The organism is Shewanella sp. MF05960 (assembly GCF_050849305.1).
Classification (GTDB): Bacteria; Pseudomonadota; Gammaproteobacteria; order Enterobacterales; family Shewanellaceae; genus Shewanella.
The window spans coordinates 305,550-319,657 of sequence record NZ_JBOZPS010000003.1 but is presented as its reverse complement, the minus strand read 5'-3'; the positions used below and the strand labels follow the sequence as shown (position 1 = coordinate 319,657).

Genomic DNA, 14,108 nt, shown 5'->3' with positions numbered 1-14,108 from the left:
TCCGACATTGATGTTTTGCATGTGATTACTATTCATAATAAGCGTTCTCTTTATTGCGAAATACGGGTTCTAGACCCAGTCGACTATTCGAGATGAGTGCTTGGAGTTCTACATGATGCTCACGTTATCGGTCTCTCAATAGAGGAGCCATAAGGATATCGAGCTATCAAATAGAAGGCTTAAGTTGCAACAAAAGCTTGGGTCTCACTTTACCCAAATTACTTAGTTATTATCCATACAATAAGGATAGGCCGCGCGAAGCCAGGGGCTGATTACACTTTTTGACCAGCGCCAAAAATAATCTCTTCCCTGAAATCATCACTCCAACAAGCCCTATTGAATTTCTGATTCTGGCTTGTTTTAGCGGGATGTAGCTTCACTAGATTTAATGCCCAACGCCTTAAAATAGCCAGAATACTGGCACCATCTTCATCATACATCTTCTGCTTATCTTCTTGAAATAGTGTATCTAAAAGCCAATGCTGATTGTTTTCCGTTTGCCAGTGAGCCCTAATCGCTGTACCAAAGGCTTCTGATGTCAATACTGCACTGCTGACATAAAAGTGTGTATCTATACTGGTTTTGTTACCCACTTTTCGATGACGCTCTACTGCGATTAATGTTTTTAATTGAGACCATTTCATCTTTATCTCAGCGGGTAAATTCAATGGACACTGAAACGTTATCCGTTTTTCAACTCGATCATGGCCTTTATCATCTTGCGTAAAGCATTCGGCATCTGGAGTATTTGTAATGTAATCAGCAAATTGTGCCTGTACTGCCTCGTACAGCTTAGGCTGATTACCTTTGACTTGCAAAATACAATGCCCACCTTCTTTGACAATATAATCAAGTGTTTGTGTCTGGCAATGCAGCGCATCAAATGTCAGTAACTCAGACTTCAAATCAAGACATGTCAGCAATTCTTGAACGAGTTTGAGTTCACTCTTTTTGCTCGCACCTGATTTAGCACTGAAGACTAAACCAGAGCCGGTATCATATGCAGTGACCATATGTAATGCAGCGCTTGAGGCTGATGCTTTGGCACCTTTAAGCACTTTCCCATCAATCGCAATAAAAGAAAGTCCTGTGCTAAGCCGATGCTCGTTAACCCAACTCAACAAGGTATCTAGCAAGGATTGCTTTGACACTCCTCTGAAGATTCGACCAATACTCTGCTGGCTGGGAATACCATTAGCAAAGGGGCGATATTGACGCAGCCACATGAGTTTTAATGTCCCGAACTCGTGGCAATCGGCCCAACTTTGCGCACCTGATATCACTGCGCTCAGGACGAGGAAGCAGATATCAATGACATCATGTTCTTGATTTATATGGGAACGGCAATCAGTAATCTTATCGAGATGTTTAAGCATATTAAGTATAAAGACAAAGAAAAAGAGCGCTATTTGATCACACTGGCGAGATCAATCAAGCTATTTTTTATCTCTTTGTTTTTAAAAAGGATGTATGAAAAGCGATCGAGTATGATCGGCCCCTGGCGCGAAGCCACGTCGTTATCACAAGTGTACTTTTGTTAGGCGAATAGCCCGTACACCTGAGAATTTAGATTCTCAGTAAATTCACGAATGAGGAGTCAAAGATGAAATTAAACCATAAACTCAATCGAGCTCAGCTTGGTGCTTTAACATTATGCTTAGGCACTTCACTTGGTATGTCTATACTTGTTGGGAGTTCATCGCCTTTCATAGGATTAATGTTTGGTATAATTACAATTGGTGTTTATGTCATGATTATCTCTGGAAAGTGGAGTACAAAACACACGTATGTAAAGTGGGGGGCAAAAAATAAATAACCCGCTAGTTTTCTAGATATTTTTATTTTCGATCGTACGTTTTTTGCTTTATTGAGTTATCACCCTCAGTGACAAAAAGTTTTAATCGAAGAGAGATAATGACTGGTGCAGATGAGTCAGCGAGTATCCAAAACAGGGATGTCTTGGTTAAGCCCACATGGATGTGCTTGTGGCGTCTCACTGACTCATCTGCAGCAGTCGCTTTTCCACATACTTGTACTCGCGACATTCGTTGCGGCCTGTAAATCAGCTACGGCAGGCAATGAGTAACAAAGAATTATTGATATTAAATAAGCGAACCAAAGACCAATTAGGCTAGAGTAATCAGATAAATAAATCACTTTTTCCAAGAGTCAGTTGTTAAAGTGATTACATTTTATTATAGCCATGCAACTGTACGGCTTTCTTTTACCACTACACATTCAATTCACTACAGGTTCAATCCAAAACCCATTTAACTCACCACGCTTTTAACTCACCACATCAGTGAGTGCAGCTTCAATATCGGTATAGTTAAACTCATAACCGGCTTTAAGCGCATTGGTGGGCAGTACAAATTGGCCTTCGATAAGTAACTGTGACATTTCACCCATAGCCAGTCTTAGTGCTAACGGTGGCGTGGTGATAATCGCTGGTCGATTAAGCACTTTACCTAAGATTTGTGAGAATACTTTGTTACTCACCGGATTTGGTGCAGTGGCATTGAACACGCCTTGCAAAGGCGGGCGCTCGAGTAAATAGTTAATTAAGCCTACCAAGTCGCTGATGTGGATCCAGCTCATGCCTTGATCGCCTTTGCCAATTGGCCCGCCAAGCCCTAACTTAAACGGTGGTAACATTTTGGCTAACGCGCCGCCATTTTTACCCAATACAATGCCAATGCGAGTAATGCACACACGGGTTTGTTGCGATTGTGTTTGCAGGGCGAGGTCTTCCCATTTTTGGCAAATGTCGTGGCCAAATTCGGCGTGAAACCCGCTTTTTTCATCAACAGGCGTTGAACTTTGAGCACCGTAATAGCCGATTGCTGAGCCGCTAATAAAGGTGTGAGGCGGGTTGCTGCTGTTGCGGATAAGCTGGCTAAGAGCGGCGGTAATATCCCAGCGGCTATTGCAAATAAGCTGCTTTTGTTTAGCTGACCAACGTTTTGCGACTATAGGTTCGCCAGCTAAATTGATCACTGCATCAATGTCATTGAGGTCGGTTTTGTCAGCCAGGCTTGACCAGTATTGATGTTGTTCGCCAAGCTTAGCTTTAGCTGCGCTGATGTTACGACTCAAAATAACCAGTTGATGTTGTGTGAGCGAATCAACCAATTGCTGGCCTACAAAGCCGGTGGCGCCAGTGATTAAGATTTTCATATCACCCTCAATATAGTATGCCGAAATAAATCAATTATACGGCCGTCAACATCAAAATGATCATCCGCTAAACCGTTACTGGCTTATTGCGGCTTTTGGTAACACAACTCCATTGATACCGAGTCAGCAAAGCGCAGTGCGTGCGGTTTGTCTATTTCGACACTGGCAAACTCAACCCAATCATGTTCGCTGGCAATAGCTAATGTTTGGTTGGTAAGATTTTCCAATAACGAAAAGCGATTATTTTCAATCAAGGCAATGATTTTTTTAGTAATGGTGCGATAATTCAACGCATCAGCAACATTGTTGCTATTACGAGCTTTGTCGGCACAATAATGAATAACCACATTGACGATAACATCTTGTTGATTATTGATTTCGTCTTCTTTAATGCCGATATAAGTACGTAACCGTAGGTTTTTAATGCGTATAATAGCGGTTTCTGGTTTCATATTGTGTGTGTTATTCCTTAAATGTGATTAGCTGCTAATATGGCCAACGTTAAGATGCAAAGCAATAAAATTTAACTTAATTAGCAACACGTTACTGGGTTTAGCTTAGCATAATCAATTATTTTAATAAGTAGCAATAAGGATTTTTTACCCTATGAAAGGAATACAGCAGTCGTCAATGGCCGTGCGCAGCTTTGTGGTTATGGCGTGTGTGGTGATTATTTTAGCGGGGATTAAAACCGCCAGTCCAATCGTGGTGCCTTTTGTGCTGTCAGCATTTTTGGCGGTGATTTGTAACCCAGCCATTGTGTTGTTGTCTAAATATCGGATACCTAAATGGTTATCGATTATTTTGTTGATGGCGTTTATCGTGCTGATGGGGTTATGGCTAGCCAGCTTGGTGGGCAGTTCAATTAATGAATTCTCAAAACAGATGCCGGTATATCGCCAGCAATTAATTGAACAGTTTGCTTGGATTATTGAAAAGCTACAAAGCTTTAATATTCAAATATCTAAGCAAAAAGTGCTCGATTATTTTGATCCCGGTATGGCGCTATCCATGACCACCAATATGCTATCTGGTGTGGGTAATGTGATGGCCAATTTGTTCCTGATTATTTTGACCATTGTGTTTATGTTATTTGAAGCACAATCACTGCCTAAAAAATTCCATTTAGCGTTAGACGATCCAGACATGCGTTTAAAGCAAATCGACAAGTTTTTACACTCTGTTAATCAATACATGGTGATTAAAACCTTAGTGAGCTTGGCCACCGCAGGGGTTATTGGAATAGGCCTGAGCATCATTGGCGTTGACTATGCGCTATTGTGGGCTGTAATTGCGTTCTTGTTTAATTATATTCCTAATATTGGGTCGATTATTGCTGCTATACCAGCGGTGTTATTGGCATTTATCCAAATGGGACCTGGCGCTGCGGGCATTACTGGGCTGTTATATGTAGGCACCAATATGGTGATGGGCAATGTAATTGAACCTCGTTTTATGGGCCGCGGCTTAGGCTTATCTACACTAGTGGTATTTTTATCATTGATTTTTTGGGGGTGGCTACTGGGATCGGTCGGTATGCTGTTGTCGGTACCATTAACAATGATTGTAAAAATTGGCCTTGAGTCTAGTCAGTCGGGCGGATGGTTAGCGATATTGCTTTCAGATGATGTCGAAGACATCGTTAATCAACCTGAAAATGTCGAGCAAGTTGCTGCCACCTCAGCCGATGACACTGCACAACAAACGGATGAAAGCCCGGTTAATACTGATGATGAACAATCCAAACCATCATAAATTGATGAGTCAATAGAGTAAGTAAGAGAGAGTATGAAGCGTTTTTTACAAGTGTTACCCAGTTTGACTGTTGGCGAAGATGTTTGCCGTTTATTTCATGGTCGTGGTGGTCTATTTGCTGGCGATGAGCATCTTTGTTTAGATTGGTATAAACCGGTATTACTGCTCACGAGCTTTAAAATGTTAGACGATGAGCAGCGTGATGAATTGGTGAGTGCCATTGTGGCGTTTTGGCAATCAACATACCCAAATCAGCCGCTTAATTTAGTCTATCAATATCGCCATGGTGGCCAAACCTTTAGCGACTTATTGTACGGTGAGGTGCCTGAGCAACACGTGGTGACTGAAAACGACGCCCGCTTTTTGGTGCATTTACTGCGTGGCCAAAACCATGGCCTCTTTTTAGACATGGCCAATGGCCGTGCATGGGTTAAACAACATACCAAGCATAAAAAAGTGCTTAATTTGTTTGCTTACACGTGTGGTTTTTCGGTGGCGGCCTTGCAAGGTGGGGCTGATGAAGTGGTTAATATGGACATGAGTAAAGGGGCATTAAGTATTGGTAAGCAAAACCATTTACTCAACGATTTACCTGTTGGAGCCCGTTATTTAGGCCATGATATTTTTAAGTCCTGGGGCAAGCTAACAAAGTTAGGGCCCTATGATTTAATTGTGGCAGATCCGCCAAGCAACCAACGTGGTAGTTTTGTGGCCACTAAAGATTATGAGCGTCTGTTAAAACGTTTACCAGACTTGTTAGCGCCGCAAGGGGAAGTGTTATTGTGCCTCAATGCGCCTGAGCTTGGGTGTGATTTTTTAATGCAGCAAGTGAGTAATACTGCACCGCAATTGACCTATGTTGAGCGCATTGACAATCCAAGTGTATTTGCTGACATCGATGAGCAAAAATCACTCAAAGTATTGCGTTATCGTTTGAGCTAACAGTATAACCATTTTTATTTTACAAAACCGATACCGTTAAGGTGTCGGTTTTTTTATGGGCGTTTGTCTACTACAGTTCATTAACATCTTAACTGCGAAAGCTGAATTTAATTATGTTAGCAAAAGTTGATATTCATCAAATAATCGGTAAATAAGTCTTTATTTAATCGGTATTTATGTTTAAGAACTTCGATCTGAATAATGATTTACCTAATTTGATGATCTAGATCATATAACCCTTAGTTTACCAATTTGTGAGTATATAGTTTGTTAATTGATAAACGGTAAAATTCCCCGAGTCCTAATTAAGAAACAACAAATATAAGTCTGTGTTGTTTTATCCCCCACTACTGGAGGGTCTATGAGTAAAGTTACTACCAATTTGAAAGGCTTAGAGCTGAAAATTTTCATCTTTTTGACCGTGTTTTTAGCGCCAATTTTATCAGTGCTACTCGTTAGTGCACTTGGCTTTAGTATTTGGTTTAGCCAAATACTGACAGGGCCTCCAGGCGCTGGTTAATCCATCAATCCAATAATTAAAATCATTAAATGAGAGTGATGTAATGAGCAATGAACTGCACGTAACCAGCCTAATTGTCCAAGTGAAACCTGAGAAAATGGCTGAAGTCAGACAGACAATAATGGCCATCGAAAATGCTGAGTTGTCAGCTAATAATGACGTTAAGTTAGTGGTTGTCGTTGAAGGTCCGAGCCAACGATCGTTGATGGATGATATATCAACAATAAATGCCATTCCTGGTGTGTTGTCGGCCACCATGGTGTATCACCAAAGTGAAGTGTTAGAAGAAGGTGAAATATGAAAATGAATAGACGCGATTTTATGAAAGCCAATGCCGCTATCGCAGCGGCAAGTGTTGCAGGTTTAGCATTGCCAACAAGTGCAAGCAACCTGATCACTAGCTCTGAACAAACTAAACTCGAATGGAACAAAGCACCTTGTCGTTTTTGCGGCACAGGTTGTTCGGTTATGGTTGCCACCCGTGACGGTAAAGTGGTTGCTACCCATGGTGATGCGAAAAGTGAAGTGAACCGCGGCTTAAACTGCATTAAGGGTTATTTCCTTTCTAAAATTATGTACGGTCGCGATCGTTTGCAAACCCCTATGTTGCGTATGACCGATGGTAAATACGACAAACATGGCGAATTTACCCCAATTAGCTGGGAAAAAGCCTTCGACACTATGGCTGAGCGCTGGAAAGCCACCATTAAAGCTAAAGGTCCAACTGCTGTTGGTATGTTTGGTTCTGGTCAATGGACAGTATGGGAAGGCTACGCTGCGGTTAAGTTAATGAAAGCGGGCTTTGGTTCAAACAACATCGACCCTAACGCACGTCACTGTATGGCATCTGCCGTGGGCGGCTTTATGCGTACCTTCGGCATTGATGAGCCGATGGGCTGTTATGACGATATGGAAGCGGCTGACGCGTTTGTGCTTTGGGGCTCAAACATGGCCGAGATGCACCCCATTTTGTGGACTCGTATTACTGACCGTCGTTTAAGTGCACCGCACGTTAAAGTTGCGGTACTGTCTACCTTTGAGCATCGCTCATTTGACTTGGCTGATTTACCGATTGTATTTACGCCACAAACCGATTTAGCAATGCTTAACTTTATTGCCAACTACATTATCCAAAATGGCAAAGTGAATAAAGACTTCATCAACAAGCACGTTAACTTCCGTAAGGGTACAACCGACATTGGTTATGGTTTACGTCCAACGCATCCATTAGAAATGAAAGCCAAAAACGTCGCGACCGCTGGCGACTCTACACCGATGGATTTCGACGAGTTTGCTAAATTTGTTGCTGATTATGATGTTGAGTCTGTGAGTAAGTTATCTGGCGTGCCAGAACACAAGCTTATCGAATTGGCAGAGCTTTATGCTGATCCAGATCGTAAAGTCACGTCATTCTGGACCATGGGCTTTAACCAACATACCCGCGGTGTGTGGTGTAACAATCTGATTTACAACATTCACTTATTAGTGGGTAAAATTTCTACGCCAGGTAACAGCCCATTCTCGTTAACTGGCCAGCCATCTGCTTGTGGTACCGCACGTGAAGTGGGTACATTCTCACATCGTTTACCTGCAGACATGGTAGTGACTAACCCTGAACACAGAAAACACGCAGAAGATATTTGGAAGATCCCAAGTGGCATTATTCCACCTAAACCTGGTTATCATGCTGTTGAGCAAAACCGTCGCTTAAAAGATGGCGATTTAAATTGCTACTGGGTTCAGGTCAATAATAATATCCAGGCCGGCGCCAACATTAACGAAGAAGGATTACCTGGCTATCGTAACCCAGAAAACTTCATCGTGGTGTCAGATGCATACCCAACAGTAACCACTCAAGCCGCCGATTTGATTTTACCAACAGCAATGTGGGTAGAAAAAGAAGGTGCTTACGGTAATGCCGAACGTCGTACTCAATTTTGGCATCAGATGGTTAAAGCTCCTGGTGAGTCACAGTCAGATTTGTGGCAGTTAATGGAGTTCTCTAAACGTTTTACCACTGACGAAGTGTGGCCAGCGGATGTATTAGCGGCTAATCCACAATTTAAAGGCAAAACCTTATTTGAAGTGCTTTACCAAAATGGCAATGTTGATAAATTCCCATTAAGCGATGCTGATCCTAAATATTTAAATGATGAAGCGAAGCACTTTGGTTTTTATGTGCAAAAAGGCTTGTTTGAAGAATACGCTACCTTTGGTCGCGGCCATGGTCACGACTTAGCAGACTTTGATGTTTACCATAAAGAGCATGGTTTACGTTGGCCTGTGGTTAACGGCAAAGAAACTAAATGGCGTTTCCGTGAAGGGTCTGATCCATACGTTAAAGCCGGTAAAGACTTTGAATTCTATGGCAAACCAGATGGTCGTGCGGTTATTTTCGCATTACCGTATGAGCCTGCAGCAGAAGAGCCGGATGAAGAATACGATATCTGGTTATCAACTGGTCGTGTACTCGAGCATTGGCATTCTGGTTCAATGACTCAACGCGTACCTGAACTGTATAAAGCTTTCCCTGATGCCGTGTGTTTTATGCATCCAGAAGATGCTAAAAAGCGTGGTTTGCGTCGCGGTGATGAGATTCGTGTAATTTCTCGTCGTGGTGAGATTAAAACTCGTGTTGAAACGCGTGGTCGCAACAAACCGCCAGTCGGCTTAGTGTTTGTACCTTGGTTTGATGCCAGTCAGCTCATTAATAAAGTCACGTTAGATGCGACAGATCCTTTGTCGAAGCAAACTGACTATAAGAAATGTGCCATTAAGATTGTAAAGGCTTAAGGAGACAGACCATGAAAACAGGTAAATTATTATCGATTATCGCGTTATTAGGGTTCTCTGTCAGCGTAATGGCGACCAGCGTACCTGAAGATAAAATCGACACATTGCGTTTAGCACCGATTAACGTTGAACCGACTCCGCCAGCCATGCAAGCGGTGATCAACACTGACGTTAAGCAAGTGCGTAACTATCCTATGCAGCCACCGGTAATTCCACATAAGATTGATGGTTATCAGATTGATCTTAAAGTGAATAAATGCATTCAGTGTCATGCACGTACTAGTACTGGCCATTCACAGGCACCGATGGTGAGCGTGACTCACTATATGGACCGTGATAATAATTTCTTGGCTGATTTATCACCACGTCGTTATTTCTGTACTCAGTGCCATGCACCGCAATTGGATGCGAAATTGTTAGTTGAAAATGACTTCGTTGACATTGATCACTTAATTAAAGCTAAAGCTACGGTTAAGCACTAGGAGTCAATATGATAGCAAAACTGCTTGAACAACTAAAACTGGTATGGAAAATTCTGCTTCGTCCGAGTGTCCATTACAGTCTTGGCTTTTTGACCATCGGTGGCTTTATTGCGGGGGTTATTTTCTGGGGTGGTTTTAACACGGCTTTAGAATTAACTAACCGCGAAGAGTTTTGTATCGGTTGTCACGAAATGGAAAACAACGTTTACCAAGAGTTACAAACAACGATCCACTTTACTAACCGCAGCGGTGTGCGTGCAACGTGTCCTGACTGTCACGTACCGCACAACTGGACAGATAAAATTGCTCGTAAAATGCAAGCGTCTAAAGAAGTGTGGGGTAAGGTGTTTGGCACGATTAACACCCGTGAAAAGTTTGAAGCAAAGCGTCGCCATTTAGCCGAAAATGAATGGAACCGCCTTAAAGCCAATGACTCTTTAGAGTGCCGTAACTGTCATAACTTTGATTATATGGATTTTACCCGTCAGTCTAAGCGTGCATCGCAAATGCATTCAACGTCACTGGCTAGCGGCGAAAAAACCTGTATCGATTGTCATAAGGGGATTGCACATCAATTACCTGACATGGCGGGTGTAGAAGGCTTCTAAACGCTTTCGACAAAACACTTAAATGAATAAGGCCAGCAATTTGCTGGCCTTATCTTTTTGTCTCGTTTACAAGCAAATAAACGTGTTTATCGCGCTTTGTTGATGACAAAAGCTGTTACGACAAATCGACTTGTCTGCCAATTACATCAATTAAATACTCAGTAAAATCATGGCCGTGATTTTGTAACATCTTCGGGAACATCGAAATTGGTGTTAGCCCTGGGAAGGTGTTGATTTCATTTAATAGAATCTGATTATCTTGAGTTAAAAAGAAATCAATACGCGATAAATGACGCAGTTTCATGCCTTTAAAAGCTTTAATGGCATAGTCTCTAATTTGCTGACTCAGCTCTGCTGTTAAATTATCTGCAACCACATCGGTGCGCGCTTTACTGTTTTTAGCGTATTTTTCTTCAAATGAGTAAAAGGTATTGCTGTCGCAAATAATCTCACCCGGTAAGGTTGCGACCACTTCACCTTGATATTCGTATACTGCCACTTCTAACTCGCGAGCATGAATCGTTTGCTCAACCACCACGTAAGGTGCGTAGCTAAAGGCATCTTTAAGCACCTTGGCAATATTGGCCTTCACATCGACTTTATAACAGCCTACAGACGAGCCTTGAGAGGCGGCTTTAACAAACACTGAGCCCCAAGTATCAAACGCCGTTTCAGTTTGCTTAATGGCATCATCGTCAAGTTGATGTAAAAAAATGTATGGCGTATTAGGTACGCCTAGAGCAGAAAACCACATTTTAGCGGTAATTTTGTTAAAGCAGTTACTTGAGGCTTCAGACTCACAGCCAAAGTAGGGCAGTTGGATTAAGTTAAAGTACGACTGAATATCGCCGGTTTCACCTGGGAACCCATGAATACAAGGAATAACATAATCAACAGACCATGCCGGAGTGTTGTTGTCTTCAAAACGGATTTCACGACGATTGGTTAAATCGCATAATTTACCGTCTTCAGTGTGGTAATGTCCGTGTTCGTCGAGTACTAATTTAAGTACCGAAAATTTATCTGACGTTGCCAGTGATGACTCAAAAAAACGTGCAGACATTAACGAAATATCGTGTTCTGCACCGCCACCGCCGCACAATAACAGCAGATTAATCTTTGGCATGCTTACTCCTGAAAACCAAAAAGAATTGGGTTAACGCCTGATTCTGTTAACCCTAAAAAAGTAGTGCTTATGATAAAGACCGAAGCCCCTTAAGCGCAAGCCACCGTTAATAATATTTCAGCAAGTTTATTACTTTTTATCTCGTTTTTTTAAATTAGATTCAATGGTGATTAACATCATCAGTGCACAATAAAAAGGTTTAAATCCCAAACGCCTTGCGCTCAGATTCACATTCGTATTCGGCCATTTCAAATTCACGGCAAATCAGCGGTCGAACTTCGTAAATCGAACACATCATAGTGTCTCGATCTAGTGCTGCACACCAACCGTCATCAAGTCGGCGCATGACTTCTCCGCCCCAATTATCTTTGGCTATATAGACTTTAGGTACACCGGTTTCGGTAATTAACATCACTTCTAAACGGCAGCAACACGCTTGGCAGTTTGAGCAGGTTATTGGATTGTTGGTTTGTACCGATGAATGGCTAGCGTTGTCAGATTGAGACGACGTGCTAGGGGCAATATCGGTAAACTTGGCAATAAGATTTGAAGGCATTAAAGGCTGCGGTTAACTATTTACACTAAGGATACCGTAAATTAGATTGGTTATCCTCAATCGCTCACAAGAAAATAACCAATCAAACGATGATTGATGGTTTGATGGTTATTTTTACTGTGTAAAATTAAAAGCGCTAACGATAAAAATTAAAGTTTTACGACTTTACCGGTTAATGCGACACCAGCCATTAATGCGCCAGCTCCACATTGAAAAGTGTCATTACTGCTGGTGAGGTTATGTTTATAGTTTGATTTAATCTCTACCACCGCATTACCGCCTTCTTTTATTGCACGATCTTTTAAGGCTATCATTGCCGATAGAAACACCCAGTGGCAGGCCTCTAAATCAGTTTTATTAAAGGCATTGGTTTTTTTACTGGTGCTAAACTCACCCATTTTCTGCAAGGGTTCACTAAAAGCTTGATCACCAAAATAAAAGTTAATATTGTTGCCAAGCTTATTTTTAGCGTGCTCTGAGCTCATGGCATCAGCTATAGAGTAGCTGCCAATATCATCGCGAGCAAAAGACGTTGCAGGCAATAAGCATAGTGCCAACGTCATGGCGGCTAAGGTGTTTTTCATGTGTAGTAAAGTCCTTTTAGTTAAAACTGTTAAATTACTTTCTTGCTCTTACGCCAAAAAAGTAACATTAAAGACGTTGAATTACACTTATCAAAAAGGATTATTTAAACATTAACGCATGATCATTTTAATCAACGTCTCCCCACAATCGCCAGGCTAAACCTGATGCGCGTGAGGTGGCCTGTTGGCTGGCTTTTTCAAATATGTTTGCGCTGCCTAAGCAATAAAAATGGTTTTTGGCGCGGGTGATGGCGGTGTATACCAGCTCTTTAGTGAGTAACTGCCATTGGGCGATGCTAGGGCGTATGGGCAGCACAAAGCTGACTTTATCAAATTCACTGCCCTGGCTCTTGTGTACTGTCATGGCGTAGCAGGTTTCGTGGCTTGGCAATCTGGCGGGCAACACTTTTAATAAGCTGCCATCTGCCATGACAAAATGGGCCATTAAGCGCTCTGGTTTATTACTGTCTTGTAAAATTAAGCCAATGTCGCCATTGAATAAGCCTAGGTTGTAATCGTTACTTTGAATAATGATTGGCCTGCCGAGGTAAAACTCACCTTGAACATGGATTAATTTCAATAATATCAATGGTATGGCCATCAAATTCGATGAAATAAATATTTACCAATAAACTACGCTTTATTTATCCTTTCTAAACGGTATTTGAAGATGGCCAGACCAAGACAAACAATCTTTAGCCTCGAAGATGCGACTTCTCCTGCAAATAGAGCGTTGTCACTGTTGTTCGTGAGTTGCCCGTAAGGCATTGATATGTGGTATTGATCATCCAACATACGATAATTTTGGGCATCGGTATGAGTGGATGGAGTAACATGGCCATATATGCCATCATTTCATTAGTTTTTAAGAGATTATTGCATTTTTTTATGTGGAGGTTTTTTTTCACTAAACAATGCTGAAGGTAGTATTAAATTAGGTGCCAAAAAGAAATCCTCACCGATAGTATTACCAGAGAAAAGTTCCGAAATCAGTTCATCTCCCTTATAAACATCAATTGATATGCCGCGACCCATCCCGCCAGAAATACCCACATAATAATAGTAAGTACCGTTACTAAAAAATAAAATATCCTTCCCCATTCGGCCTATCTGCTGATAATACCGACTAAACGGCAGCTCAGTGGTCGCTTTGTTTTCAAGCGTTACAGTATCGCCGTTACCGTAGCGGTAGCTTAAATATGAATTATCTTTGGCCAAGCACATCGATAATCTGTTGTTGGTAGGCGTTAGCTTATAAGCTACATCCTTGCTGGGATTACGTTCAACTTTATTTATTTTAGTATTAATGTAGATTATTTCGTTTGCTTTGCAGTATGTAGAAGCTTGCTCCGAAATCTGATCAGCAATAATTAATTGAGCGACGCCATTCACCTTGTTAACTTCAACACTGCTAATCTCAGTAGTATTCATCTCTATTTTCGTAACTAGGTTCCTCTCGGAAGAAGGTGAAACCTTATTACCGCAGGCCGTTAAAATTAAGACACTTAAAGTCGCTAGCATTAAACGTTTCATATTCAAAAGTAATCCATCTAAAATAAGCCTAT

At 41.6% G+C, this 14,108-nt stretch carries 15 protein-coding genes and 1 pseudogene; 8 read left to right on the top strand and 8 right to left on the bottom strand.

Annotation, left to right across the window (positions count from 1 at the left end; genetic code table 11):
- Nucleotides 1–272: 272 nt before the first annotated feature.
- Nucleotides 273–1,376 (bottom strand): ISAs1 family transposase, encoded by a 1,104-nt coding sequence (locus tag ACROAE_RS04825; protein ID WP_432399827.1) that lies wholly within the window; start codon nucleotides 1,374–1,376, stop codon nucleotides 273–275.
- A 227-nt stretch (nucleotides 1,377–1,603) separates the two neighbouring features.
- Between ACROAE_RS04825 and ACROAE_RS04820 the strand changes: the two genes are divergently transcribed.
- Complete coding sequence (locus tag ACROAE_RS04820) at nucleotides 1,604–1,816, top strand: hypothetical protein (protein ID WP_432399826.1); 213 nt, start codon at nucleotides 1,604–1,606, stop codon at nucleotides 1,814–1,816.
- A 470-nt stretch (nucleotides 1,817–2,286) separates the two neighbouring features.
- Here the strand turns inward: ACROAE_RS04820 and ACROAE_RS04815 are convergent, their stop codons facing one another.
- The gene (locus tag ACROAE_RS04815) at nucleotides 2,287–3,177 is read right to left on the bottom strand and encodes a TIGR01777 family oxidoreductase (RefSeq protein WP_432399824.1); all 891 of its coding nucleotides are present in this window, start codon (nucleotides 3,175–3,177) and stop codon (nucleotides 2,287–2,289) included.
- A gap of 83 nt (nucleotides 3,178–3,260) precedes the next feature.
- Entirely contained in the window at nucleotides 3,261–3,629 is a 369-nt protein-coding gene (folX, locus tag ACROAE_RS04810; protein WP_248970602.1) for a dihydroneopterin triphosphate 2'-epimerase, read from the bottom strand.
- A 154-nt stretch (nucleotides 3,630–3,783) separates the two neighbouring features.
- Here folX and ACROAE_RS04805 point away from each other — a divergent pair, with 154 nt between their 5' ends.
- From ACROAE_RS04805 to ACROAE_RS04775, 7 genes are all read left to right on the top strand, one after another.
- On the top strand, nucleotides 3,784–4,932 hold the full coding sequence (locus ACROAE_RS04805) for an AI-2E family transporter (RefSeq protein ID WP_432399823.1): 1,149 nt from the start codon (nucleotides 3,784–3,786) through the stop codon (nucleotides 4,930–4,932).
- A 33-nt stretch (nucleotides 4,933–4,965) separates the two neighbouring features.
- Complete coding sequence (locus ACROAE_RS04800; RefSeq protein ID WP_432399822.1) at nucleotides 4,966–5,874, top strand: class I SAM-dependent methyltransferase; 909 nt, start codon at nucleotides 4,966–4,968, stop codon at nucleotides 5,872–5,874.
- 361 nt (nucleotides 5,875–6,235) lie between these two features.
- Nucleotides 6,236–6,394 carry a periplasmic nitrate reductase, NapE protein gene (locus tag ACROAE_RS04795; RefSeq protein ID WP_432399821.1) on the top strand — a complete coding sequence of 53 codons (159 nt, stop codon included), beginning with the start codon at nucleotides 6,236–6,238 and terminating at the stop codon, nucleotides 6,392–6,394.
- 43 nt (nucleotides 6,395–6,437) lie between these two features.
- Nucleotides 6,438–6,695: a chaperone NapD gene (locus ACROAE_RS04790; RefSeq protein WP_432399820.1), complete on the top strand. Its 258-nt coding sequence runs from the start codon at nucleotides 6,438–6,440 to the stop codon at nucleotides 6,693–6,695.
- A 2-nt stretch (nucleotides 6,696–6,697) separates the two neighbouring features.
- Nucleotides 6,698–9,187 carry a nitrate reductase catalytic subunit NapA gene (gene napA / locus ACROAE_RS04785; RefSeq protein WP_432399819.1) on the top strand — a complete coding sequence of 830 codons (2,490 nt, stop codon included), beginning with the start codon at nucleotides 6,698–6,700 and terminating at the stop codon, nucleotides 9,185–9,187.
- A gap of 11 nt (nucleotides 9,188–9,198) precedes the next feature.
- The gene (locus tag ACROAE_RS04780) at nucleotides 9,199–9,669 is read left to right on the top strand and encodes a nitrate reductase cytochrome c-type subunit (protein ID WP_432399817.1); all 471 of its coding nucleotides are present in this window, start codon (nucleotides 9,199–9,201) and stop codon (nucleotides 9,667–9,669) included.
- Between the two features lie 20 nt (nucleotides 9,670–9,689).
- Nucleotides 9,690–10,277: a cytochrome c3 family protein gene (locus ACROAE_RS04775; protein WP_432399847.1), complete on the top strand. Its 588-nt coding sequence runs from the start codon at nucleotides 9,690–9,692 to the stop codon at nucleotides 10,275–10,277.
- Between the two features lie 115 nt (nucleotides 10,278–10,392).
- Here ACROAE_RS04775 and ACROAE_RS04770 read toward each other — a convergent pair whose 3' ends face one another.
- The 5 genes and pseudogenes from ACROAE_RS04770 to ACROAE_RS04750 all read right to left on the bottom strand — a co-directional run bounded on the left by ACROAE_RS04770 (nucleotide 10,393) and on the right by ACROAE_RS04750 (nucleotide 14,076).
- Nucleotides 10,393–11,403, bottom strand: coding sequence for a D-alanine--D-alanine ligase (locus ACROAE_RS04770; RefSeq protein ID WP_432399816.1), 1,011 nt, complete (start codon nucleotides 11,401–11,403; stop codon nucleotides 10,393–10,395).
- 199 nt (nucleotides 11,404–11,602) lie between these two features.
- Nucleotides 11,603–11,959, bottom strand: coding sequence for a YkgJ family cysteine cluster protein (locus tag ACROAE_RS04765; RefSeq protein ID WP_432399815.1), 357 nt, complete (start codon nucleotides 11,957–11,959; stop codon nucleotides 11,603–11,605).
- Between the two features lie 149 nt (nucleotides 11,960–12,108).
- Nucleotides 12,109–12,543: an excinuclease gene (locus ACROAE_RS04760; protein WP_432399814.1), complete on the bottom strand. Its 435-nt coding sequence runs from the start codon at nucleotides 12,541–12,543 to the stop codon at nucleotides 12,109–12,111.
- Between the two features lie 127 nt (nucleotides 12,544–12,670).
- Nucleotides 12,671–13,120: pseudogene (locus ACROAE_RS04755) on the bottom strand (ATP-dependent DNA helicase); the annotation flags it as partial.
- A gap of 296 nt (nucleotides 13,121–13,416) precedes the next feature.
- Nucleotides 13,417–14,076: a hypothetical protein gene (locus ACROAE_RS04750; protein ID WP_432399813.1), complete on the bottom strand. Its 660-nt coding sequence runs from the start codon at nucleotides 14,074–14,076 to the stop codon at nucleotides 13,417–13,419.
- Nucleotides 14,077–14,108: the final 32 nt, after the last annotated feature.

Bases quoted from the DNA above. Each gene is read 5' to 3' on its own strand.
- ACROAE_RS04825 (WP_432399827.1), bottom strand. From the start codon at position 1,376: ATGCTTAAACATCTCGATAAGATTACTGATTGCCGTTCCCATATAAAT.
- ACROAE_RS04820 (WP_432399826.1), top strand. From the start codon at position 1,604: ATGAAATTAAACCATAAACTCAATCGAGCTCAGCTTGGTGCTTTAACA.
- ACROAE_RS04815 (WP_432399824.1), bottom strand. From the start codon at position 3,177: ATGAAAATCTTAATCACTGGCGCCACCGGCTTTGTAGGCCAGCAATTG.
- folX (WP_248970602.1), bottom strand. From the start codon at position 3,629: ATGAAACCAGAAACCGCTATTATACGCATTAAAAACCTACGGTTACGT.
- ACROAE_RS04805 (WP_432399823.1), top strand. From the start codon at position 3,784: ATGAAAGGAATACAGCAGTCGTCAATGGCCGTGCGCAGCTTTGTGGTT.
- ACROAE_RS04800 (WP_432399822.1), top strand. From the start codon at position 4,966: ATGAAGCGTTTTTTACAAGTGTTACCCAGTTTGACTGTTGGCGAAGAT.
- ACROAE_RS04795 (WP_432399821.1), top strand. From the start codon at position 6,236: ATGAGTAAAGTTACTACCAATTTGAAAGGCTTAGAGCTGAAAATTTTC.
- ACROAE_RS04790 (WP_432399820.1), top strand. From the start codon at position 6,438: ATGAGCAATGAACTGCACGTAACCAGCCTAATTGTCCAAGTGAAACCT.
- napA (WP_432399819.1), top strand. From the start codon at position 6,698: ATGAATAGACGCGATTTTATGAAAGCCAATGCCGCTATCGCAGCGGCA.
- ACROAE_RS04780 (WP_432399817.1), top strand. From the start codon at position 9,199: ATGAAAACAGGTAAATTATTATCGATTATCGCGTTATTAGGGTTCTCT.
- ACROAE_RS04770 (WP_432399816.1), bottom strand. From the start codon at position 11,403: ATGCCAAAGATTAATCTGCTGTTATTGTGCGGCGGTGGCGGTGCAGAA.
- ACROAE_RS04765 (WP_432399815.1), bottom strand. From the start codon at position 11,959: ATGCCTTCAAATCTTATTGCCAAGTTTACCGATATTGCCCCTAGCACG.
- ACROAE_RS04760 (WP_432399814.1), bottom strand. From the start codon at position 12,543: ATGAAAAACACCTTAGCCGCCATGACGTTGGCACTATGCTTATTGCCT.
- ACROAE_RS04750 (WP_432399813.1), bottom strand. From the start codon at position 14,076: ATGAAACGTTTAATGCTAGCGACTTTAAGTGTCTTAATTTTAACGGCC.